At 45.4% G+C, this 21,734-nt stretch carries 18 protein-coding genes and 1 tRNA gene; 8 read left to right on the top strand and 11 right to left on the bottom strand.

Annotated features, from left to right (window positions below):
* Nucleotides 1–295: 295 nt before the first annotated feature.
* The 3 genes from CSH92_RS05975 to CSH92_RS05965 all read right to left on the bottom strand — a co-directional run bounded on the left by CSH92_RS05975 (nucleotide 296) and on the right by CSH92_RS05965 (nucleotide 3,279).
* Nucleotides 296–877 (bottom strand): transglutaminase N-terminal domain-containing protein, encoded by a 582-nt coding sequence (locus tag CSH92_RS05975; RefSeq protein ID WP_100656692.1) that lies wholly within the window; start codon nucleotides 875–877, stop codon nucleotides 296–298.
* Between the two features lie 35 nt (nucleotides 878–912).
* Nucleotides 913–2,289, bottom strand: a complete 1,377-nt coding sequence (gene nhaA / locus CSH92_RS05970; protein ID WP_100656691.1) for a Na+/H+ antiporter NhaA — start codon at nucleotides 2,287–2,289, stop codon at nucleotides 913–915.
* Nucleotides 2,290–2,562: 273 nt separating this feature from the next.
* Nucleotides 2,563–3,279: a Crp/Fnr family transcriptional regulator gene (locus tag CSH92_RS05965; protein ID WP_100656690.1), complete on the bottom strand. Its 717-nt coding sequence runs from the start codon at nucleotides 3,277–3,279 to the stop codon at nucleotides 2,563–2,565.
* Between the two features lie 471 nt (nucleotides 3,280–3,750).
* Between CSH92_RS05965 and CSH92_RS05955 the strand changes: the two genes are divergently transcribed.
* Entirely contained in the window at nucleotides 3,751–4,992 is a 1,242-nt protein-coding gene (locus CSH92_RS05955) for a diguanylate cyclase domain-containing protein (RefSeq protein ID WP_100656688.1), read from the top strand.
* Nucleotides 4,993–5,191: 199 nt separating this feature from the next.
* Here the strand turns inward: CSH92_RS05955 and CSH92_RS05950 are convergent.
* A tRNA-Leu gene (locus CSH92_RS05950) sits at nucleotides 5,192–5,278 on the bottom strand.
* Between the two features lie 196 nt (nucleotides 5,279–5,474).
* Here CSH92_RS05950 and CSH92_RS05945 point away from each other — a divergent pair.
* The gene (locus CSH92_RS05945; RefSeq protein ID WP_420807494.1) at nucleotides 5,475–5,978 is read left to right on the top strand and encodes an RDD family protein; all 504 of its coding nucleotides are present in this window, start codon (nucleotides 5,475–5,477) and stop codon (nucleotides 5,976–5,978) included.
* A 6-nt stretch (nucleotides 5,979–5,984) separates the two neighbouring features.
* Here CSH92_RS05945 and lptG read toward each other — a convergent pair whose 3' ends face one another.
* Together lptG and lptF are read right to left on the bottom strand one after the other, a co-directional pair.
* Nucleotides 5,985–7,046, bottom strand: a complete 1,062-nt coding sequence (gene lptG / locus CSH92_RS05940) for an LPS export ABC transporter permease LptG (protein ID WP_100656687.1) — start codon at nucleotides 7,044–7,046, stop codon at nucleotides 5,985–5,987.
* Nucleotides 7,046–8,155 (bottom strand): LPS export ABC transporter permease LptF, encoded by a 1,110-nt coding sequence (gene lptF, locus CSH92_RS05935; RefSeq protein ID WP_100656686.1) that lies wholly within the window; start codon nucleotides 8,153–8,155, stop codon nucleotides 7,046–7,048. Before lptF ends, lptG begins: the two co-directional genes overlap by 1 nt.
* A gap of 213 nt (nucleotides 8,156–8,368) precedes the next feature.
* Here lptF and pepA point away from each other — a divergent pair, with 213 nt between their 5' ends.
* Genes pepA through CSH92_RS05920 form a run of 3 tightly spaced genes read left to right on the top strand, consistent with a single transcriptional unit; the run spans nucleotide 8,369 to nucleotide 13,088 of the window.
* The gene (gene pepA / locus CSH92_RS05930; protein ID WP_100656742.1) at nucleotides 8,369–9,874 is read left to right on the top strand and encodes a leucyl aminopeptidase; all 1,506 of its coding nucleotides are present in this window, start codon (nucleotides 8,369–8,371) and stop codon (nucleotides 9,872–9,874) included.
* 3 nt (nucleotides 9,875–9,877) lie between these two features.
* Nucleotides 9,878–10,315, top strand: coding sequence for a DNA polymerase III subunit chi (locus CSH92_RS05925; RefSeq protein WP_100656685.1), 438 nt, complete (start codon nucleotides 9,878–9,880; stop codon nucleotides 10,313–10,315).
* Nucleotides 10,308–13,088: a valine--tRNA ligase gene (locus CSH92_RS05920; RefSeq protein WP_100656684.1), complete on the top strand. Its 2,781-nt coding sequence runs from the start codon at nucleotides 10,308–10,310 to the stop codon at nucleotides 13,086–13,088. The genes CSH92_RS05925 and CSH92_RS05920 overlap by 8 nt, the downstream gene beginning before the upstream one ends.
* 13 nt (nucleotides 13,089–13,101) lie before the next feature.
* Here CSH92_RS05920 and CSH92_RS05915 read toward each other — a convergent pair whose 3' ends face one another.
* Together CSH92_RS05915 and CSH92_RS05910 are read right to left on the bottom strand one after the other, a co-directional pair.
* Entirely contained in the window at nucleotides 13,102–15,771 is a 2,670-nt protein-coding gene (locus CSH92_RS05915) for an ATP-binding protein (protein ID WP_100656683.1), read from the bottom strand.
* Between the two features lie 7 nt (nucleotides 15,772–15,778).
* Complete coding sequence (locus CSH92_RS05910) at nucleotides 15,779–17,077, bottom strand: ABC transporter substrate-binding protein (protein WP_100656682.1); 1,299 nt, start codon at nucleotides 17,075–17,077, stop codon at nucleotides 15,779–15,781.
* 138 nt (nucleotides 17,078–17,215) lie between these two features.
* Here CSH92_RS05910 and CSH92_RS05905 point away from each other — a divergent pair, with 138 nt between their 5' ends.
* Together CSH92_RS05905 and CSH92_RS05900 are read left to right on the top strand one after the other, a co-directional pair.
* Nucleotides 17,216–18,088 (top strand): SPFH domain-containing protein, encoded by an 873-nt coding sequence (locus tag CSH92_RS05905; protein WP_100656681.1) that lies wholly within the window; start codon nucleotides 17,216–17,218, stop codon nucleotides 18,086–18,088.
* On the top strand, nucleotides 18,085–18,294 hold the full coding sequence (locus CSH92_RS05900; protein WP_100656680.1) for a type II toxin-antitoxin system antitoxin: 210 nt from the start codon (nucleotides 18,085–18,087) through the stop codon (nucleotides 18,292–18,294). Before CSH92_RS05905 ends, CSH92_RS05900 begins: the two co-directional genes overlap by 4 nt.
* A 25-nt stretch (nucleotides 18,295–18,319) precedes the next feature.
* On the opposite strand, the gene CSH92_RS05895 is transcribed toward CSH92_RS05900, so the two are convergent.
* From CSH92_RS05895 to CSH92_RS05885, 3 genes are all read right to left on the bottom strand, one after another.
* Complete coding sequence (locus CSH92_RS05895) at nucleotides 18,320–19,084, bottom strand: choice-of-anchor H family protein (RefSeq protein ID WP_124916928.1); 765 nt, start codon at nucleotides 19,082–19,084, stop codon at nucleotides 18,320–18,322.
* Between the two features lie 194 nt (nucleotides 19,085–19,278).
* Nucleotides 19,279–19,665, bottom strand: coding sequence for a ribonuclease E inhibitor RraB (gene rraB / locus CSH92_RS05890; protein WP_100656678.1), 387 nt, complete (start codon nucleotides 19,663–19,665; stop codon nucleotides 19,279–19,281).
* A gap of 31 nt (nucleotides 19,666–19,696) precedes the next feature.
* Entirely contained in the window at nucleotides 19,697–20,422 is a 726-nt protein-coding gene (locus CSH92_RS05885) for a 1-acylglycerol-3-phosphate O-acyltransferase (RefSeq protein WP_100656741.1), read from the bottom strand.
* 177 nt (nucleotides 20,423–20,599) lie between these two features.
* Between CSH92_RS05885 and CSH92_RS05880 the strand changes: the two genes are divergently transcribed.
* Nucleotides 20,600–21,733 carry an HD domain-containing phosphohydrolase gene (locus CSH92_RS05880; protein ID WP_100656677.1) on the top strand — a complete coding sequence of 378 codons (1,134 nt, stop codon included), beginning with the start codon at nucleotides 20,600–20,602 and terminating at the stop codon, nucleotides 21,731–21,733.
* Nucleotide 21,734: the final 1 nt, after the last annotated feature.

The raw sequence follows: 21,734 nt of genomic DNA, 5'->3' as shown, positions 1-21,734 counted from the left end.
TGTGCGCCAGATTGCAAGCGTTTTATTGATTGACAGTTAGGCTCAGAGGGCAGGTGGATAGAACCTGAAACTTTCCGTATGCGTACTACTGAGTTTGATCTTTATCGTGACGACTCAGTTGATCCTAGTTATTTCCAACCCGCACAACACTAGTCGGAGGATTATCTGCCTTGTGCTGATTTGTATGCTTGGTACGAAGAAAGTGTCCCAAACCAAGACAAAAATCCATAAATTACCGCTAAAAAAAACCAGATAAAAGTCGTTCTTAAAATATGAAAAACCGGGTCTACACTTTTCAACGTGATCGAATGGTGGGAGAAAATAAGAAACAACGCCAATGAGGTTGCCCCCCATTTAAAAACACCAAAAGTGATGATGTAATGCAGAATGCCTCTTTATAACCAATAGATTGATAAATTTGTTGGTTGATCAAAAGAAGTAGCTCAAAAGTTTGGAACGGCCTCTTTTCGTCCCATACAACATGCACCCAGTTTTTCAATGCTTCATAACACGTGTAATTATCTTCACTCAAATAAGGAGACAGCGTTTTTCTATCCTCTGCGGGATATGCAAAAGGATATGACACAGCGAAGTCCGCGATTAAAAAATCATGCGGCAATACGTCATATTTTTGCACAATCGTTTCACTCTTGATCTTTAAACACTGAGTCGGCTCGGAGAATGCGGCTGTGGCTACTGAATTACCTTCTACATCTCTATGCCACTTTAGACTTGCTTGCGGGCTTATGGTTAACTGAAATGATTCAATATGATGATCATGACCTTCACGAGAGCGGAGCCTCAGTGCATGCGGCTGTAGCTGAACAGTTTTAGCGTAGTCATAAACCGTTTTATGTACGATTTTAAAACGTTTCATTGTTTATATATTGTACAATTGTCATGGATTTTTCCTTAGTTTAAAACTGATGGCGTGACTGGCACTGTGTTTTTCTTAATGGCAAATAGTAACAGAGCTGTGCCCACCACGGAGGAAAATAGTGACGCGGAGAGGATTCCGAGTTTTGCTGCGTTCAGGTCATTAGGGGAAAACGCAAGATTGGCAATAAAAATTGCCATGGTAAATCCGATTCCTGCAAGCATACCACTTGCAATAAGTAATCCCCAGGATAGATCCGGCGGCCGTTCTGCAAGCCCAGCTCGCAAAGCTAGCCAAATAAAAACACAAATTCCAACGGGCTTACCGATGATAAAGCCTAAGAATACAGCACCAACAATTGCAATAGACATATCACTTAATTCTATTGGAATGCCCGCGTTAGAGAAGGCAAATAATGGCATCACTACGAATCCGACCCATGGGTGTAGAATATGTTCAAGGCGTTCAACTGGAGACAAAGCCTCTCGAGCGGCGGCTTCCATTGTGTGTAGTAATGTTGAATGATGGGGGCTATGAATTTCACCGCTTTTTGCGGAATCAGTCCAAACCGAAGCTAAAATATCATGTAAACGTTCATCAGTAACCCATCTGGTTGTTGGTGTCATCAAACCAAGCACAACTCCGGTAACCGTTGGATGAATTCCTGATGCGTCGACTAGGACCCAAAGGCAAGCCCCAATGACAAAAAATAATAATAAACTCCGGATGCCAAGCAATGACATTAGCCTTACAAAAATAAAGCCAGCTATAGCAAAACCAATAAACAACAGATCGATTCCCTCGCCATAACCAAGCGCAACAACAATGATTGCCCCCAGATCATCAACAATAGCCAGTGATAGCATGAATACACGTAAGCTCTTGGGGAGGCGTTTTCCAAAGAGGGCCAGACAACCAATGACAAATGCGGTGTCTGTGGCCATAACCGTGCCCCATCCATGCTGAGCACTACCCTCCAGCCCAAACGAAAGATAGATGCAAGCCGGCACAACCATTCCTCCGACTGCACCAGACACAGATAGCATGGCAAGTTTAGCGTTGCGCAGCTCTCCCAAAACCAACTCTCTCTTTAGTTCGAGTGCTATGAGAAAGAAAAATAGGGTCATTACGGCGTCGTTTATCCAGCTATGTAACGTATGCTCGACATTAAATGATCCAATCCTAATTCCGAGTGGAACTTGCCACACCTCTGAAAAATCTTTGCTGAGTGGGGAGTTGGCCAGGAAAAGTGCAGATACCGTAAAAAAAAGTAATATAAATCCAGCGGCTGATTCAATCTTGATAAAACGATGCACAGGATGTGTCACCCAATCAATAGGCGATTGTGGCAGTTGCTCCGGTTGTCCTCTGCGTTCTGCCAAATATGCGCTGACCCGGTGCTTGATTTGCATGCGGATAAGTCCTCTTAATGTTCACGCGTTCCACCGAAACTCTCAGCAGAACTCTCTATGCTATAAGACAGTAACAGGTGAACCCCGATGACTTACTGTTAGTACTTTAGGTTGTTACTTCAGCGCCTTGCTTAAGCCTTGGATACGCCGTCACAAGATATGAATATTTATTAGAAGCACGACAATAAGGTTCGAATAATGTGGGCGCATAAAAGAAGCGTTAATAAAGCTGCGGCTTTAAACCGGTTAGATGACGTACCGAGATAAAATTTTTTAAAACCCTTCAAGCCTATCTGTTTCGTTTCTGACAGTTGCATAACATTCACAACACAGCGAGGTTAACTTTTTTCTATCAAGCACAGTGATGTGGCCGCGACGGTAAGAGATGACACCTAATCTTTGCAGTTTACTGGCTGCCTCGGATACTCCTTCACGCCTGACTCCAAGCATGTTGGCGATCAACTCCTGGGTCATAACCAAGCTATTATCTGATAAACGATCCAGAGACATGAGTATCCAACGGCAGAGTTGTTGATCAATAGAATGATGCCGGTTGCATACCGCTGTTTGAGCCATTTGGGCGATAAGACCCTGTGTATAGATTAATAAAACTGTGCGAGTTGCTTGGTCATTATTAAATTCATAAAACAATGACGCCGCGGATAACTGGTATGCAAAACCAGCACTTTGTACGATGGCACGATTTAGCATGCTTTCACCGCCCATAAAAACGGCAATGCCAACCAAACCGTCTTTTCCTACCACAGAAATTTCTGCTGATGAGCCATTTTGCATTACAGAAACCAATGACACGATGCTATCGATTGGGAAATAGACCACCGACTCATTTTGTCCAGCTTCAAACAAAACTTTACCTAACGGTAACTTGACGAGTTTGAGTCGTGGAAAAAGTCTAGCCTTACTGACGTCAGAGAATGTATTAAGTAATTTATTCTCAGATGGATTTTTACATACCTTCTCATTAACCATTTCACGTTAACCGTTGTACTTTGCGTTCATTACAACACTTACTTGACCAAATTACTTGACCTTTATTATGGAGTTTGTTTTTAAAGTATCAGGCTTGAGACTAACCAATGGATTTATCCGCTGTTTTATTTTCATTAATCAGGGCTGTGTTGTTCAGCCTATCCTGCGTGTTTTGAACAAATGTTTTTGGCCAATAGGGGCTTATTGCTTCACATCGAACCTCATTTTGATTCAGATAAATGTGTATAACATGGCGAGTGTTAAGCGAGCTATTTTTTAATTGGGTCATACATTCTTCCTACACACTTTTTATTTGGACAATACAAAAAGCGTATATGGTTTCCTAATGATTGTCTGTGCGCTAGCGCACAGACACTTCTATTAATTAAGTAAATACTGAAGCGTGGAAGTGAATCTTGCCAGAGCTCAAAACGCTTTTTCTCGCGAGTTTATTCAGGAGTGCTTTTGGAAATGAAACGAGACATTGATATTCTACTCGTGATTAACGATCAAGAAAACGCTGATAGCCTGTGCCGTGGGATAGAACCGTTTATTCCCGGAGCACGATTAGTTACCGTGCAGAAAATAGCACACGTGTTACCGGTTATTTTTACGTATCACGTCAAGTTACTTGTGGTTGCACACGAGGAACATGAAGTCACTGAATCGCTGACTTACTCGATTGCAGAGGCTTTTCCACGAACCTTATTGCAGCTTGTTCCAGTAAGCTTTTTGCTATGTCCAAAGTGCGCGGTAACAACATTTAAATTGTGGGCTAAATATCTTCAGTATGTTTCGGTGCTGCCCAATAAATCACCGAGACGCAGTGTTATTCACAAGGAAAAAGCTATACTTGCTGCGATGCCCGAAGCGGTAATAAGTTGTGACAATCATGGCAACATGACTTACCTAAACCGCGCCGCTGAGCATTTAATCGGTTTGAAAAAGTGTCAGATGCTGGACAAGCCAATAACGTCGATAGTCGAGCTCGGTACGGAAGGAGAGAGAGTTGAAAGTTTTCCGACATTAGAGTCGCTGCTTTCTGCAGAGTCAGCACATTCTCGTAATTTCAACGCAAACCTGATCAATGACAGTGGAGAACATACTCCGGTTATAAGCTCTGTCAGCTCTTTAGAGGATAATTTGAAGCGCGGAAACGGTGCGGTAATGGTAATGCGTAAGGTTGATAGAAGTTACATGCAACTGCATCATCAAGCGAATTACGACTGGCTTACTGACCTGCCTAATCGAACGCTGTTGATGGCTCGGTTAAATTTAGCTGTCAGTTTAGCAATTAGGCATAACTATTACGTTTGTTTGATGTTTATTGATTTGGACGATTTTAAAGGTATTAACGATACAATGGGGCATGACGCAGGTGATCAGTTGTTAAAGTCGGTCGCGCAGCGACTCATTTCATGTGTCCGAGGTAGTGATACTGTCAGTAGACATGGCGGTGATGAGTTTGTGATTTTACTCACTGAAATAATTAAAATAGGCGACTGTGAACGGGTAGCAAGAAAAATTTTAAACGCGTTTAGATTCCCTCACAAAGTCGGCGGTAAGCCCTGTGTAATCGGTCTGAGCATAGGCATTAGTATATTTCCGAGCGACGCTGACTGTAGTCATACTATGTACCTCCACGCTGATAAGGCTATGTACGCCGCGAAAACAGGCGGCAGAAATAAATTTGTAGTCTATGATGGCAGCTGAACTAATTGAAGCAACACTCATGCGGCCGGCACGCCATAGGGTGTGCTTGCGTCGAGCACAAAAAAACCGACTTGCGTCGGTTGTTTTATGGTTTGGTACCAGAGGCCGGACTTGATTTACCGGTCATGCGGCCGGCACGCCATAGGGTGTGCTTGCGTCGCACACAAAAAAACCGACTTGCGTCGGTTATTTTATGGTTTGGTACCAGAGGCCGGACTTGAACCGGCACACCCTCACGGGCGGCGGATTTTGAATCCGCTGCGTCTACCAATTTCGCCACTCTGGCATTGGTAACCATACCGCTGAAGTGATGCTATGAACGACTTCAGGCTGCGCATTATAACCAGCTGTAATTTCCACGCAAGCGATTTTGTAAAATCCGGTGCGAATGCTTAATTGTTGACCATTTTCGGGATTGTGGGCTGGTAAGCGACGCTGAGTTTTGCCATGCTATGGCAAAATTTCGTCGAGGGATGTTTAACGTGTCCGCAACCAGTGACAACTTACCCCGAGCGGGTTTCTTTAAGCGTTTAGCAGCAATGGTCTACGATGTGTTAGTTGCTGTAGCTGTGGGAATGTGCGCTGCATTAGTTATTATAATAATTCTTCTTATTTTGTATCAGAACGGTGTCATTGCGAATGACATTGAGCAGCCGTTTAATGAATTTATGCAAGAATCACTGCTGTACAAGTCCCTCGTACAAGCTTGGGTTTTGCTTTGGGTAATCGGCTTCTTTTTGTGGTTTTGGAAGCACGGAGGGCAAACGCTGGGGATGCGCGCATGGCGATTACGGTTGTACGCAATGAATGAAAAACCTGTCGGGTACGGACGCCTGTTAGTGCGTTTAATCTCCTCTTTAGGCGGAATCGGAACGCTGCTGGTTTTATTGGATTTTCGCCATAAACTGGCATTGCAAGACCGCGTTTCCGGTATTGAGGTCGTGCAACTTAGTAAGCTGCAGAATGATCATAAATCTTGGCGCTAGGCTGCTCTATCGCCGCAGCAGCAGGGCAGCAATTGCGACAAATACTACACTCGGTAATAGTGCGCCAATCGCGGGTGGTAGTTGATAGACGAGACTCAATGGTCCAAAAACTTCATTGGTAATAAAAAACGCAAACCCAGTAAGTACGCCCATGATCACGCGAGCGCCCATAGTTACGCTGCGTAACGGTCCAAAAATAAAGCTCAATGCCATCAGTAGCATGACTGAAACCGATACAGGCTGCATAATTTTACGCCACAGCGCTAATTCATAGCGTGCAGGATCTTGCGCATTATTGTTGAGGTAGGTGACGTAGTCGAGTAATCCTCGGATCGACAGAGCCTCGGGTTTTACGGCTACCACGCCAAGTTTATCAGGCGTCAATGTAGACGACCAATCCAATGCCGCGACACTTTCTTGTTGGATGCGCTGTTCACTAAAATAGGTGTGGTTAACGTTTAACAGCTGCCAACGCTCTTGTTGGTAGATCGCTTCTTTGGCATAGGTTAATTGGCGTAAGTTGGCTGACCCATCAAACCAATAAATACTCACATCACGCAGTAAATCGCGTGAAACCACCTGACCGATGCTAACAAAATTATCGCCGTCTTTAGCCCAAACCAGCTGGTCCGACGAAAATAAACTACCGCCAGAAATCGCTTCTGTACGAATTTCTTTGGCTTTTGCTTCGCTGGCTGGCGTTACAAATTCACCCACTGACATCACTACGAGGATCATTACCACACATGATTTCATTGCCGAACTAATAATATTCCAGCGGCTTTGTCCAGCGGCTTGCATGACGACCAACTCTGAATTACTTGCGAGTAACCCCATGCCAATCAGTCCACCAAGCAAAGTAGCCATGGGGAAAAACTGCTCAAGATCACGAGGTAGGCTTAGAAGTACATAAACCAATGCAATGGTCATGTCATATTCGCCTTCACCAATTTTCCGTAACTGCTCAACAAACTTGATCAGTGCGCTTAAGCCAAGCAAAACAGACAGGGTTATTGACACTGTGCCGAGTAAGGTGCGCGCAATATACCAATCGAGAATACGAAACATCAGCTGCGCCTCCACAGCATTGAACGCAGTTTGGTGCCAGTTTTACGCTCTCGGGCAATCAGCGTTATCCCTATGATCAACATGACGCCATGTACCCACCACAATCCGATTTGTACAGGGATCTTACCGTCTTCAAGTACGCGCCGACTGGCCAGCAGTAACAGAAAGTACCCAAGGTATAGCAAGATGGCAGGAAACATTTTGCCAAATCGACCCTGACGAGGATCAACCGATGACAGCGGCACGGCAATTAACACTAAGAAAGGTAAGGACAGAGGGATCGCAATCCGCCACTGTAGTTCAGCAATAGCTTCAATCGAACCATCTTGTAGCAAATCTAATGTAGGGACAGCAACCATCTTACGGTTTGACTCAGTAGGGGCTTGTTCACTGATCTGAATTTGGTACTCATCAAAAGCGACAATGCGGTAGTTATTTTGCTCCACATTTCCTTCGTATTGATTGCCTTCGTTTAATATCAGGTTTTGTGCACCGCTAGGAGTGACATTAATGCTACCCGCATCAGCATAGACCACATGAACTTGTGGTTTACCGCCGTCCACTTGTTTGTGCTGAGACAGAAAGATGCGCTTGAGTGGTTTGCCATCTTCGGAGTCAACTTCGTGTACGAAAATGACGGCCTTATCATTACCGGTTTGTTGAAATCTACCAGGAATAATCGCTGCAATGCCCGCTTCTGAAGCGGCTTTATCGCGAAGTTGGTACTCACTTTCAGCTGATAGAGGCGCTATCCACAAGGTGATAACTGCTGTAATCGCCATCATTAGCACAGACAGCACTAACATCACTCGAGTAACATACCACTCGCTGATCCCACAGGCTTTCATTACAGTCATCTCACTATCTACGTACAGACGGCCATAGGCGAGCATGATGCCTAAAAATACACTGATGGGAAGTACAAGCGAGGCGAGAACTGGACTGTACAGGGCAAGAAACCCGACCACTAAACTAGCGGGAATATCACCGTCAGAGGCATCGCCAAGCACGCGCACGAACCGCAAGGTAATAAAAATTGCCATTAGTACGAAAAATATGGCGAGTTGAGACTTGAGGCTCTCTTTAAGTAAATAACGGAAAATCAACATCAGTTAGATACACGAAAACTTGGATTTTTGATGAAAGAAGTCACAGATTTCAGTAAACTCAGTGTTTTGACAAGTTTTGTCGACCAGCGGTCATACAATAACGCATTCAATTGCCCGCGTATTAAATCACAACCAACAGCCTAAGGTTAATTCAAATTATATAAAATTGACAGTTTCAAAGGCGTAATGTGGATTGTTGAACGAGAGATTATTATGGAATTTAGTGTAAAAAGTGGTAGCCCCGAAAAGCAACGCAGTGCCTGTATCGTGGTGGGCGTGTATGAGCCGCGTCGCCTAAGCCCAGTCGCTGAGCAACTGGATGAAATTAGTCAGGGCTACATCAGTAGTTTATTACGCCGCGGTGATCTTGAAGGTAAAGCCGGGCAAATGCTGCTCTTGCACCATGTCCCCAACGTGCTTAGTGAACGAGTGCTGTTGGTTGGGTGCGGTAAAGAGCGTGAGTTAGATGAGCGTCAGTACAAACAAATTATTGCGAAAACCATTCGTACCTTGAACGAAACGGGTTCAATGGAGGCGGTTTGTTATCTTTCCGATCTGCATGTTAAAGGTCGTGATGTTTACTGGAAAATCAGACAAGCGGTAGAAGCTACGCAGGACTCGTTGTATACCTTCCTTAATTTAAAGAGTAAGAAGGGTGAGCCACGCAGGCCACTGCGTAAGATTGTATTTAACGTTCCAACTCGCAAAGAATTGCCTATCGGTGAGCGCGCACTCGCGCACGGGCTCGCGGTTGCGACGGGTAGCAGTTCTGCACGTGATGTAGCAAATATGCCGCCAAATATTTGTAATCCCGCATACTTATGGCAACAGGCTGAAGCTTTGGCTGAACAATACCCGAGCCTTACTGCTGAAAAAGTTGACGAGGCACAAATGGAAGCGCTCGGAATGCATACGTATCTTGCAGTGGGGCGTGGTTCTGAGAATGAATCTATGATGAGTATTCTGCACCACCAAGGCGGTGATCCAGATGCGGCACCGATTGTCTTAGTAGGTAAAGGGTTAACCTTCGACAGCGGTGGCATTTCACTTAAGCCTGGTGATGGTATGGATGAGATGAAGTACGACATGTGTGGTGCTGCATCAGTGTTTGGTGTAATGCATACCGTGGCTGAGCTAAACCTGCCGTTGAACGTTATTGGTGTATTGGCTGGTTGTGAAAATATGCCAGATGGGCGTTCCTATCGCCCGGGTGACATTTTGACAACCATGTCAGGGCAAACCGTCGAAGTATTAAATACTGATGCTGAAGGGCGTTTGGTATTGTGTGACGCACTAACCTATGTTGAACGCTTCTCTCCGGATACGGTGATTGACATTGCTACGTTGACTGGCGCTTGCGTCATTGCTCTCGGCAAACACGCAACTGGCGTAATGAGCCCGCATAATCCATTGGCTCACGAGTTAGTTAACGCATCTGAACAAAGCGCCGACCGCGCATGGCGTTTACCGCTTTGGGATGAGTATCAAGAACAGATTGAGAGCCCGTTTGCAGACATGACAAACTTAGGTGGGCGTCCTGCCGGTACTATTACGGCGGCTTGTTTCTTATCGCGCTTTACTAAAAAATACAATTGGGCGCATATGGACATCGCGGGTACTGCATGGCAATCCGGCAAGGATAAAGGGGCCACAGGTCGTCCGGTACCCTTGCTGACGCAGTTTTTACTCAATCGCGCAGGGATCAAAACGGAAGATTAATCCATGCCGATAGATGTCACGTTTTACCAGCTCGACGATGCCGATATAACGGCCGCAGTGACGCCGTTGATTGTGGGTTTTTATCGTGCCCGCAAGCCAGTTGCATTGATCTGCGACACTAAGTCTCAAGCTGAACATTGGGATGAGCATTTGTGGCAACAGCCGAATGATGCATTTATCGCCCACAATCTGCGTGGCGAGGGGCCATCCTCAGGCGCACCTGTAACGCTACTATGGCCACCGGTGAGTGAGGCGAAAACAGTGATGATTAATCTATCGTCAGAACAACTAAACCTGCCGCGCACGACACAACATATTATTGAATTTGTGCCGACCGATGATGCAGCTAAACAGGCTGCGCGGGAAAAGTATAAAGCGTATCAAGCCGCCGGTTGCACAATGCAGTTTAAGCAAATTTCAAAAGAGAGTAATAATGGATAAGACCTTTAACCCCAGTGCCATCGAGCAAACCTGCTATGCCGATTGGGAACAAAATGGTTATTTCAAACCATCGGGTAGTGGTGAGCCTTACTGTATTTTGCTACCGCCTCCGAATGTAACCGGCAGTCTGCACATGGGGCATGCGTTCCAGCACACCATTATGGACACCTTGACCCGTTATCATCGTATGAAGGGGGACAATACCTTGTGGCAGTGCGGTACTGACCACGCCGGTATTGCTACCCAAATGGTGGTTGAACGGCAGCTCGATGCGCAAGGTCTGAGCCGTCATGATTTAGGTCGTGACGCATTCATTGAGAAGGTCTGGGAATGGAAAGCTGAGTCTGGCGGTACCATTAGTCAGCAAATGCGCCGCTTGGGCACGTCCACAGATTGGGACCGCGAAGTTTTTACCATGGATGAGAATCTCTCCAAGGCGGTGACTAAGGTTTTCGTGGATCTCTATAACGAAGGCCTTATCTATCGTGGTAAACGTTTGGTTAACTGGGATCCTGTGCTGCATACCGCTGTCTCGGACTTAGAGGTATTGAACGAAGAAGAATCCGGCTCTATGTGGCACATGCGCTATCCATTAGCAGATGGTAGCGGTGAGTTGGTGGTTGCTACGACGCGCCCTGAAACTATGCTCGGAGACACTGCAGTTGCGGTCCACCCTGACGATGAGCGTTATAAAGGTTTTGTCGGTAAGGAAATAAAATTACCATTGACCGGACGTTTAATTCCGGTCATCGCTGATGATTATGTTGACCAGGAGTTTGGAACTGGATGCGTCAAAATCACTCCGGCGCACGATTTCAATGATTACGACATGGGTAAGCGTCACCAGTTAGCGATGATCAATATCCTAACTGACGATGCAAAGCTGAATGATCAGGTACCTGCTGTTTATCAAGGATTAGATCGTTTTGATGCCCGCGAAAAGATTGTTGCCGACTTAGACGCCGCTGGTGTTTTAGTTAAAATTGAACCGCATACGCTGAAAGTACCGCGTGGGGATCGCTCCGGTGCCGTCATCGAACCTTACTTAACCGATCAATGGTATGTGGCCGTTGAATCGTTGGCAAAGCCAGCGATAGAAGCTGTTGAGTCAGGTGAAATTCGTTTTGTGCCTGAGAACTGGAACAAGACCTATTATCAGTGGATGCATAATATTCAGGACTGGTGTATCTCGCGTCAGTTATGGTGGGGTCATCGAATTCCTGCTTGGTATGATGACGCAGGGCAGTATTATGTTGGCGAAGATGAAGCCGCCGTACGCGCTCAGCATGGATTAGCCGATGATGTGGTTTTACGTCAGGACGATGATGTATTAGATACTTGGTTTTCTTCAGCATTGTGGCCATTTGCGACCATGGGATGGCCAGAGAAAACGCCAGAACTAGATACCTTTGTACCTAGCTCAGTGCTCGTGACTGGTTTTGATATTATCTTCTTCTGGGTCGCACGCATGATCATGATGACCAAGAAGTTCACTGGAAAGATCCCTTTCAAAGACATCTATATCACCGGTCTGATCCGTGATGAGCAGGGTGATAAAATGTCTAAGTCAAAAGGCAATGTACTTGACCCAATCGACTTGATTGATGGGATAAGCCTTGATGCGTTAGTTGCCAAACGCACAGGTGGCATGATGCAACCGCAAAAAGCAGCCAAGATAGCCAAGCGCACAGAAAAGCAATTCCCTGAAGGAATAGCGAGCTATGGTACCGACGCTTTGCGCTTTACTTTCGCAGCTATGGCATCGACCAGTCGTGACATTAATTTCGATATGGGCCGTGTCGAGGGCTATCGCAATTTCTGCAATAAGATTTGGAATGCTTCACGTTTCGTATTGATGAACACCGAAACTGAAGATACTGGCAAAGAAGCCAGCGCAGACGAGCTTGAATTAAGCATGGCGGATCGCTGGATTTGGGCGCGTTTTTATCAAACCGTTGCTGATTTTGAGCAAGCGCTCGGCCAATACCGTTTCGATATTGCAGCGCAAGCTTTGTATGAATTCACTTGGAATCAATTCTGTGATTGGTACCTAGAACTCACCAAACCAGTGTTAAACAGTGAAGAAAGCTCGGCAGCTCAAAAACGTGGCACGCGTCACACATTAGTCAATGTGTTAGAACAGTTAATGCGTTTATTGCATCCCATGATGCCATTTATCACAGAGAGTATCTGGCAACGTGTCGCAGTTCTTACGGGTCATGCAGGAAAACAACCTGCCAGTATTATGGTGCAAGGATTTCCCCAACCACCAGAGTCAGGCATTGATGAGAAAGTCTTGGCTGACATCGAGTGGTTAAAGAAAGTTATTGTTGGGATCCGTAACATTCGTGGTGAAATGGACATTTCCCCCAATAAACCATTGAGTGTAATACTTCGTAACGCTAGTGAACTCGACCAACAACGAGCTGAGGAGCTCGAGCTTTATCTCACTCGAATGGCTAAGTTAGAGTCGATAAAAGTACTCGGCATTAATGAGACTGCACCAGCCTCAGCGAGTGCGATTGTGGGCGAGATGGAAGTCTTGATCCCAATGGCAGGCCTGATAGATAAAGAGGCTGAGCTTGCGCGTATTGCCAAGGCGGTAGAAAAAATCGAAAAGGATGTTCAGCGCACGCAGGGTAAACTCAGTAACGAGAACTTTGTCAGCAAGGCACCAGCCGCGGTTATCGAAAAAGAGCAGCAGAAACTGGCTGAAGCAAGTCAGCAGTTACATAAACTGCAAGAGCAACAGAAAACCATTCAAGAGCTATAGAGTGGAAACCCGGTCAACTCGTTTTGGCCGGGTCTTTTTCGACGAGGTATTCTTTGAGTTTGTCGTATAACGCTTGGCTTTTGATAGGTTTAGTCAGATAGTCATTCATTCCAGCTTCTTTGGCGCGAGCAAAATCTTCGCGCATAGCGTTTGCAGATAAGCCAATGATTGGGAGATGGTCGAAACCCTCTTGGCGCAGTTGTTGTGTTGCTGCATAGCCATCCATCACTGGCATTTGTATATCCATCAGCACTGCATCATAGGTAGGTTTGTTTTTAACTTTTAAGACTGCTTGTTCGCCGTCTTCAGCAATGTCGTGAGTAACCCCCATTTGCGACAACATTTCGCCCGCTACGACTTGATTGATAGTATTGTCTTCCACCAGCAAAACATGCCCGCTAAGTTCAGTGGTTATTTCGCTTGGCTTCGCTTCCAAATTCGGCGCAGGTAGATTATTCAGTGAACATACAAAGCTCTGCCACTGCAACGGCGTGAAGGGATGATAGAGATAGGTTGCGTTTAATGACCTTAATCGTTGCCGGCTTCCCGAGCTCAGAGGGAAGCGGGTAACAAGACCAATTGCAGTATAGTTACTATTTAGTTTTAACAAGCGATTCAAACTCGCGTCTAGTTCTTCCTCGCGATTTATACCCAATAACACATTTTTATTGGCCAAGAGAGATGATTTGTCTTCCAGCGAGTCTAACGAGTGTATAGCAATATCTATGCAGGCATTTTGTGCATACTGGGGCGGAATTACCGGCGTATTCTGGAAAATAATGCTGGGTAGTGTGGCACAACAGTTCAGGTCAAATAGCCCTTTTTGATTTTTAAAGGTGCGCAAAGGAAGGCTAACGCAAAAGCTACTGCCTTTGCCTAGCTCTGAGCAGGTGAACACTTTACCACCCATAAGCTCGGTTAACTGTTTTACTATAGAAAGTCCTAATCCGGTTCCTCCGAACTGTCGTGTTGTTGCGCTATCAGCTTGAGTAAAGGGATTAAAAATATTAGCTAATTGCTGGTTAGTCATACCAACACCAGTATCTTCAACGAGAAACTTTAATTGCATTCCGTTTCCGGCTGCATTCATGGTATGCGTGAGTGTGATAGTAACTTGCCCTTTATGGGTAAATTTGACCGCATTACTGCACAAATTAAGTAATATTTGTGAGATCCTCATAGGGTCGCCTAAACACTGCGGCGGCATATCGGGATCAGCAACAAAAACGACGGGTAAATTCTTCTCTTTAGCGCGTAGACCCACTATAGAAACCACGGTGTTAAACAGTGAATGCAATGAAAAACTGGTTGTTTCAATCTCAAGCTTTCCGGCTTCAATTTTTGAGAAGTCTAAGATGTCATTGATAACATTCATCAAAATGTTACTTGAGAAAGAGGCTTTAGACAGATAGTTCTCAACCTTATCGGTTAACGCTTCTTTACGCGCAAGATCCAACAAACCTATCACGCCATTCAATGGTGTGCGTATTTCATGGCTCATGTTGGCTAAAAAGATACTTTTTGATGCAGTAGCTTGTTCTGCCCGATTGCGCTCTTTGGAAAGCTCTTCGTTTAATACAGTGGCATCTTGTAAGAGCTCAAACGCTTGCTCACTTTTAAGCTTGAATACATCGGCTGCCGATGCAAGTTCACCTACTTCATCTTTGCGCGTCAATGCAGGAATCGTTACATCACGTTCGCCCGCGGCAATCTTGCGAAACACTTTAGTCATTTCGGTGATAGGTAAAATAACCCGGGTAACCAGATAAATCATCATGAGCAGCATCACAAACAGCACTGTCCCCGCGATTAGATTGCTGAACTGGCGGGCGTTGGCTGAGTTGGTTTGACTGAGCGCAGTTGCTGCTAAAGTAGAATCAGTGACCTCTTCTACCAACGCGTTGGTTAAATATAGAAACTCATTCGCAGAGCCAGACATAACCACGTTTATGAGAAAAAGATTACCGCTGGTTAATTGCGTGAGTAACAGAAAACCGTCTTGCAGTTGGTCTAACTGTACAGAATAGTTGATAGCGCCAACAGGAGAGAGATATTCATTGGTCGCAACTTGAAGTTGTTCCAGTGTGGCAGTAAACCCTTGAATGTGAGAGGAATCAGGTCGTTCTAAATACGCGAGAATATGATTTTCAAGCAGCGTAATCAGAAGCTCCAGCTGCGCATTGGACGAATCTTCAGGCACCGTTTCTTGCGCCGGAAAATCACGCAGCTTAGTTAAGCTTGAGTAGATTTGGTCATTCAGGAGCGATGTACGCCTATCACGTGCAGCGATAACTTGCCGAAAGTTAGTTTCATAGTCGCGTAAATGTTCTTGCATGCGATCTAGGCGATTGAGGTTTTCCTGATTGCCTACAAAGTATGGTGAGGTGCGCAAGATGCCAACGTTTTCAGAAATCTGCTGAAACAGCCGATCAAAGCGAGAAACTGCAGTCAGGCTCGCCGAATCTTTGAAAATCAATACATTGCGCTGTAGGTCAATGACATCGCGTTCGAGTTGAAGAACGGTGCTTACGTCCGCCAATGAGCGTTGAGTTTGCTCAATACTGTTCGTCATCGTTGTTTTGGTGCGCAAAGACATGAGATTTTGCAATGCCAATAAAAGCATCGCTAGGGTGAGCATAGCAATCACCCGAAAGCGGATAGAATGGTACCAAGAACGGCTCATAGAGTAATCAGGAACTCACTAATTCGTACCACTTTTGCAGGCTGTATTCGTAGCTTGGCATAACTGTATTCCATACTGCAACATTGCTTAATCGAGTCATGTAGCTGCCGCCCGTACGAATATCACCTTTTTGTACAGAGACCTTATTATCGGTTCCGCGAAGTGCTTCAGATGCGGGTTTGCCGTCGTACCAATAATCCCACTCTGCAGTACTGAGATATTTCGCTGAGCGCTGCGGATTCGAAATGTAGTAACCTTGACGAGCGATAAAAGCGCCCGGCCAGCCGGAAAGCCACCAATTCATGTATTCATAGCAGGCATCTTTGACTCTACCTTCGGTTGCAGAAGACAAACACATCACTCCGTGCCAACCCCGATAGCCCTCCTTAGGGGCAGCAAAACGTACAGACATACCTTGACCGTTAAGTGCTGAGACCGCTGGCGAGAACATACTTTCGATACGCACGCGGTCAGAACGCATAAACTCTACCGATTCAGGTACTGAGGTCCAGAATCCTGAGAAATGGCCATCTAATTTCATCTCAATTAAATGACCGAAAAGTGCATCAAGTTCCGTATTACTAATGTTTCCAATGTCGTTAAATTGAACCAGACCTTTGGCTTGTGCTGCTAGCGCAAGATCAAACAAGCCAATAGTGGGATCGTTGACGATAGCTACTTTGCCCTGATATTTTGGCTCCAACAGCCAGCCCCAACTCTCAGTTTCGTACGCAATACCTTGTGCAATTTTCTGAGTGTTATAGCCGAAACTGTCAACGTTGTGTACATAGGGTAAAAAGCTGGCTAATTCAGTTTGCTCAGCGGTTAACTGCCCCAGCTTATCAACGTTGACAATTTTAAAAGGGGCATCACCAGCTCCTATTCTAGCGGTCGGAGTCAGCTTGCCGGTTTTTGTTAAAGGATTGATTTCATCCCAATAACTGATGCGGCTTTTTTCGATGGGTTGAATTGCACCGGTACGCCACAACAACTGAATGCTATTAGACCATTGCTCGTAGAGGTCAAAGCTTTGCGGCAACATAGAGGCTTTTTGTAAAACCGCAGCGCTACCGCGGGGCTCAAACTCAATCTCTATACCCAAATCTTCACGTGCTTGCTTGCGTAGCTCCTCTTGTAAGGTTACGTGGGTACCAAGCACACGTATGGTTGGTTTGGGCTGACCAATAGCAAAAACCTTGGAACTAAACCCAAGACTGGCTACGGCACATGTAGCGGATTTAATAAACTTACGGCGTGAGTTTTGCCCTGTTTGATCCGTGTTAGTCACTGCATCTGAAGACTTCATTATTACCAAGGTACATACGAGTAGTCGAATTAAAACTATGGTATCGATTGTTGAATAAGTCCAATTTTTACATAAATATTGACATTTCCAGTCTGTGACTTTATTTTGATATCAAAATGATATCAATTGGAGTTGATCATGATTACAGAAAAAAAAGCTTTATCATTTAATGGATATATAAGCTTATTGGTCTTGCTTGCTGTTACCGTAGGCACGATCGTTTGGGTACAGAGCAATACAGTGCCGTTGAATGGCGGTGAAGTTGTTAAAATAATATTGCTGGTAATTGAGTTACTGCTGTTTGCTGGCTTTTTTATGGTGCAGCCGAATCAGGGCAAGGTGTTAACGCTTTTTGGCGCGTATGTAGGGACTGAAAAGCGGGCTGGATTACGGTGGACCATTCCGCTGTTTATGCGCAAGTCCATTTCCTTGCGTATTCGCAATTTTGAAAGTGCCAAGATTAAGGTCAACGATAACCAAGGTAACCCCATCGAGATTGCCACCGTTGTGGTATGGTCAGTAACGGATACTGCAGAAGCCGTGTTCGAAGTTGATGATTACGAGAGTTATGTCACTATCCAAAGTGAATCTGCATTGCGTAACTTAGCTAGCAGTTACCCTTATGATCCGCGGGATGACGAAGAAGCTGAAATCTCCTTACGCAGTCACCCCATTGAGATTGCCAATCGTTTGTCAGAAGAAATCCAGGAACGTCTAGGGCGAGCCGGTATTACGGTACATGAGGCTCGAATCAGTCACTTGGCGTACGCCCAGGAAATTGCTAGTGCTATGCTTCAGCGCCAACAGGCTGCGGCGATCATAGCAGCACGAGGCCGGATCGTGGAAGGTGCGGTGAGTATGGTTGAAATGGCGCTAACCAAGCTCAGTGAGAAGCAGGTCGTAGAACTCGATGAGGAACGAAAAGCCGCCATGGTAAGTAATCTATTGGTGGTACTGTGCGGAGACAAGAGTACACAACCTGTGGTCAATACAGGTTCACTGTATTCATGAGTAAAAAAGCCTTTCCACTGCGCATCAACGAAAAAGTCTTAGCTGCTATGCAGCGCTGGGCCGATGATGATCTGCGCAGTTTAAATGCACAAATTGAGTTTGTACTGCGTGACGCGTTGGTGAAAAATGGTCGGGTCAAACTTGTCGAACGTGTCAGCATAGATATTGAAGACACTGACGCCTCCGACCCGACCGAAAAGGAGTGACAAACGTCACTCCTGCGGCTCTGTTTTAGTGTGTTTCCCGCTTTAACAGAGCGCGCATAAAAATCCCAGCGAATAGAGCAAACAGTGAGAGCACTGAAGAGCTGCCGCCATGTTCATCAACAATCACTACCCGAGTTTCGGTAACAACTTCATAGTCCTCACTTTCGAGTGGGTTAAACGTTAAGTCTGCATCATCAAGACCATCAGCAAACGCGACAAACTCATCATAGTCAGCGTCGTAAAGTTCAACTAGCACCTCATAATCATTACTGGGAAAGCCGCTGATCAATTCACTCTCTACAACAAAGCTGTCAGTACTGGAATCTCCGTCAATGGCAAATACTGAGGTGGTATGAATGGGATCAAAGATCCCATCAACACCGAGATAAATCACAGCATATACGTAGGCACGGCTAAACACGGTATCAGCATCAAATTCAACGGTTAGCTTGGAATAATAGCCATCATAATCAAAGTCATGCGACAAGGTTGTCCAGCTATCGTATATCCAAAAATCAGGATTTGTGTCGATAAACCCAGTTGCCGAGCGGTGTTTAGACTGCCAATCAGTGGCAGCCAACTGGGTATTCTTCAGCTCCCAACTGGTAGCTGCGTCAGCGTTGGTGGTTGCCATTTTATTGCTTGGGCCAATCCGCTGTGGCGATGAAAACGGCTGGTCGTATTGAAATTCAAGACTTTTTACTTCGATATCGCTGTCTAGGGCAATGGCGTACGAACTGGTAAACAGCGTGGCTAGTATACTCATTGCGGCTAGCGTATATGTTCTCATGGTGAACTCCCTGCTCTGGTTTTACTTTACGCAATAGAGTGTGCACCGCGTAAGCTGAACAAAAACTGAAAGTTGAATGAACTCTGACCCAGTAATTATTCGAAGCAGGAAGTATAAATGCAGGTAATGGTAATAAAAAAAGCCAGGTAGATATCTACCTGGCTTTTCCATTTAATTCATCTGAAGAGCGTTAATTAGTCGTTCAACGTATGGTTTACCGCACCTTCTTCACCTATGAAATAGGTGCCCCACCCATCATAATGAACCTGGTGTTTGTCGGCAATATTCAACAAATTATCGGTATCTTTATCGAGGATCGTGCGTTCAAGCTTGCGCTCAATCACTGCGTCAAAACAAAAAATAGTACCACCATCGTCAAGCACGAGTTCTTCGGCGTCAGATACTTCAAAACCTGCTTTAAAAACGTCAACAGCAGCCTTTTCTAGTTTGTCGAAGTCGGCACAGGCAAAATGATGCTCAACCGTGTAAGTCGCGTCCATTTGACTGCCATCTTCACGCAATGCATCAATCGTTTCTTGATTAAACGCATGCCACTCTTGTCTTTCTTGTTCGATATCCATACACAACCACTCTGAACGTTTTACCGCTAGTTTACTCTTTTGCGTCCAGCAAGGCGACCTCATCCGTTAATTTTTGCAGATGCGTTTGCATTTGCTGATGGCAAATTTCAGCCCAAGCTTTGGCGCTATGTGAGTCATCTATGACCTGCGGCGGCAAGATGTCAATCAGCACGGTGCCATTGTCCCAGCGGTTGAGTTTTATATTGCGATGGGTATTACTTGCGCAAACTAATGCCAAAGGGGTTTGAGTATCTTGTGCTAGCCGAAATGCCCCTGTCTTAAACGGCAAGAGACCGCGCCCATAGGATCGTGTCCCTTCAGGGAAGAACCATACTGAGAGCTTGCGTTCGCGGATTTTTTCAGCGGTCTGCGAGAGAGTATCTCGCGCTTTACCGCTGTTTTTGCGGTCGATCATGATATTGCCGGATAACCAATATAATTGGCCAAAAATAGGGATCCATTTCAGACTTTTTTTGCCGACGGTCACAACACCAGGCAAGGCTGCTTTGCAAATGGTGAAGATGTCATAGCTGTTTTGATGATTGGCAATAAATACGTAAGGCTGATTGGCCTTAATTTCAGGTGCAACACGGAGCTTAACTTTAACCCCAATAAGGCGAGAAACCGAACCATAGACCTGCCCAGCAAGGTAAACATTGTTGCGATGAAACGGACGAACTAAACACACCAAGATCAATAGCAGGTTGATCACAATGAAATAAATAAAAATAAATAAACAACGAAGAACAGCTAACACGTGTACGCTCAAATGATTTTTGCGCGGAAGTATACGCCACTCTGACAAAATCTAAAGCCCTAATATGACACCTCCTACCTGCAATTCGCTTGTTCACCGCAAAGCTGTGCTAAAGTGTTAAATTAATATGGTCGATACATTTTTGTTAACGACGCTAGCGCGAGGAAAATGTCGAGAATGCAAGTATTTACGCCGGAAGAACTGGACGACGAAATTCTGGGCGACTTGATGGAAGAAATCCAAGAGTTGTACGAGGCCAGCGAACAAACCCTAATTGAATTGGAATTACGTCCGAATGACAATGAACTGCAACGTGCGTTGTTCCGTTCGGTGCATACCATAAAGGGCGATCTGGGGCTTGTCAGCTTTTCGCCGATGATCCCATTGTTGCAACATGTTGAAGATCTTCTCGATTATCTGCGTAAAGGTCAGATTGATTATACTAGCACCATGAGTGATTTGGTTTTGATTACGATGGACCGGGTAAAGGTCTTCGTAGAATCATGCATGGAGCAGGGCAAGGCCAGTTATGATGGTGACTTGCATAATCAACTTGTTGATGCCATCAGCAAGATCAAACCCGAAAACAAAAGTGAACATGAAAAATTGCTGGCCCAGGCCGTGTTGTTGTTGGATCCGAGCCTTGACTTAGACATAGACGCAGGTGAAGGAAGAGCGGCACCTAACGCGAGTAAGACCCTTGGCAATACGGGGATCCCCAAAGATCTGAGTTCTGAAAAGCAAAAAGACATTTTGTTTTTTAGGGATTTAATGAAAGCCATAGAGCGCCGCTCAGATTATTGGGAAGGTCGGGGAGACAGGATCGCCAAACTAGCCAGTTACGTGAATAAAGCGTCAGGCAATCAAATCGACCCGGAACAATTGGTAGTCGCTTGTTATGTGCACGATTTTGGAATGGCTTTTATGCCATTAAAGTTGCTGCATAAGACTGAAAAGTACAGTGAAATAGAATTTAACCTGATGCGCTCGCATGTGTACAAGAGCTCGCGTTTACTTGAGCATTTAGAATTATGGGATGGAGCGCGTAAAATTGTAATGCAACATCATGAGCGGGTGGATGGCAGCGGCTACCCCTTGGGAATCAAAGAAGCCGATATGTGCGATGGCGCGAAACTGTTAGCAATACTAGACACCTACGATGCTATGACCCACTCGCGAGCGCACAACGGCAAAGAACAGCTCTCAAAAAAGGATGCAGTGATTGCCATTAATCGACAAGCAAAAGGCCAATTCAGCGTCAAATGGCTGCGTATTTTTAATCAAGCGATGACAGCGCTGCTCACCAAATAAC

The organism is Neoalteromonas flava (genome assembly GCF_002807685.1).
Taxonomy (GTDB): domain Bacteria; phylum Pseudomonadota; class Gammaproteobacteria; order Enterobacterales; family Alteromonadaceae; genus Alteromonas_E; species Alteromonas_E flava.
Note: the sequence above shows the minus strand (reverse complement) of the source record. Positions and strands in the feature narration are given on the sequence as shown.

Excerpts from the sequence above, each read along its gene's own strand:
- CSH92_RS05975 (WP_100656692.1), bottom strand. The coding sequence starts at position 877 with ATGAAACGTTTTAAAATCGTACATAAAACGGTTTATGACTACGCTAAA.
- nhaA (WP_100656691.1), bottom strand. The coding sequence starts at position 2,289 with ATGCAAATCAAGCACCGGGTCAGCGCATATTTGGCAGAACGCAGAGGA.
- CSH92_RS05965 (WP_100656690.1), bottom strand. The coding sequence starts at position 3,279 with ATGGTTAATGAGAAGGTATGTAAAAATCCATCTGAGAATAAATTACTT.
- CSH92_RS05955 (WP_100656688.1), top strand. The coding sequence starts at position 3,751 with ATGAAACGAGACATTGATATTCTACTCGTGATTAACGATCAAGAAAAC.
- lptG (WP_100656687.1), bottom strand. The coding sequence starts at position 7,046 with ATGTTTCGTATTCTCGATTGGTATATTGCGCGCACCTTACTCGGCACA.
- lptF (WP_100656686.1), bottom strand. The coding sequence starts at position 8,155 with ATGTTGATTTTCCGTTATTTACTTAAAGAGAGCCTCAAGTCTCAACTC.
- pepA (WP_100656742.1), top strand. The coding sequence starts at position 8,369 with ATGGAATTTAGTGTAAAAAGTGGTAGCCCCGAAAAGCAACGCAGTGCC.
- CSH92_RS05925 (WP_100656685.1), top strand. The coding sequence starts at position 9,878 with ATGCCGATAGATGTCACGTTTTACCAGCTCGACGATGCCGATATAACG.
- CSH92_RS05920 (WP_100656684.1), top strand. The coding sequence starts at position 10,308 with ATGGATAAGACCTTTAACCCCAGTGCCATCGAGCAAACCTGCTATGCC.
- CSH92_RS05915 (WP_100656683.1), bottom strand. The coding sequence starts at position 15,771 with ATGAGCCGTTCTTGGTACCATTCTATCCGCTTTCGGGTGATTGCTATG.
- CSH92_RS05910 (WP_100656682.1), bottom strand. The coding sequence starts at position 17,077 with ATGAAGTCTTCAGATGCAGTGACTAACACGGATCAAACAGGGCAAAAC.
- CSH92_RS05905 (WP_100656681.1), top strand. The coding sequence starts at position 17,216 with ATGATTACAGAAAAAAAAGCTTTATCATTTAATGGATATATAAGCTTA.
- CSH92_RS05900 (WP_100656680.1), top strand. The coding sequence starts at position 18,085 with ATGAGTAAAAAAGCCTTTCCACTGCGCATCAACGAAAAAGTCTTAGCT.
- CSH92_RS05895 (WP_124916928.1), bottom strand. The coding sequence starts at position 19,084 with ATGAGAACATATACGCTAGCCGCAATGAGTATACTAGCCACGCTGTTT.
- rraB (WP_100656678.1), bottom strand. The coding sequence starts at position 19,665 with ATGGATATCGAACAAGAAAGACAAGAGTGGCATGCGTTTAATCAAGAA.
- CSH92_RS05880 (WP_100656677.1), top strand. The coding sequence starts at position 20,600 with ATGCAAGTATTTACGCCGGAAGAACTGGACGACGAAATTCTGGGCGAC.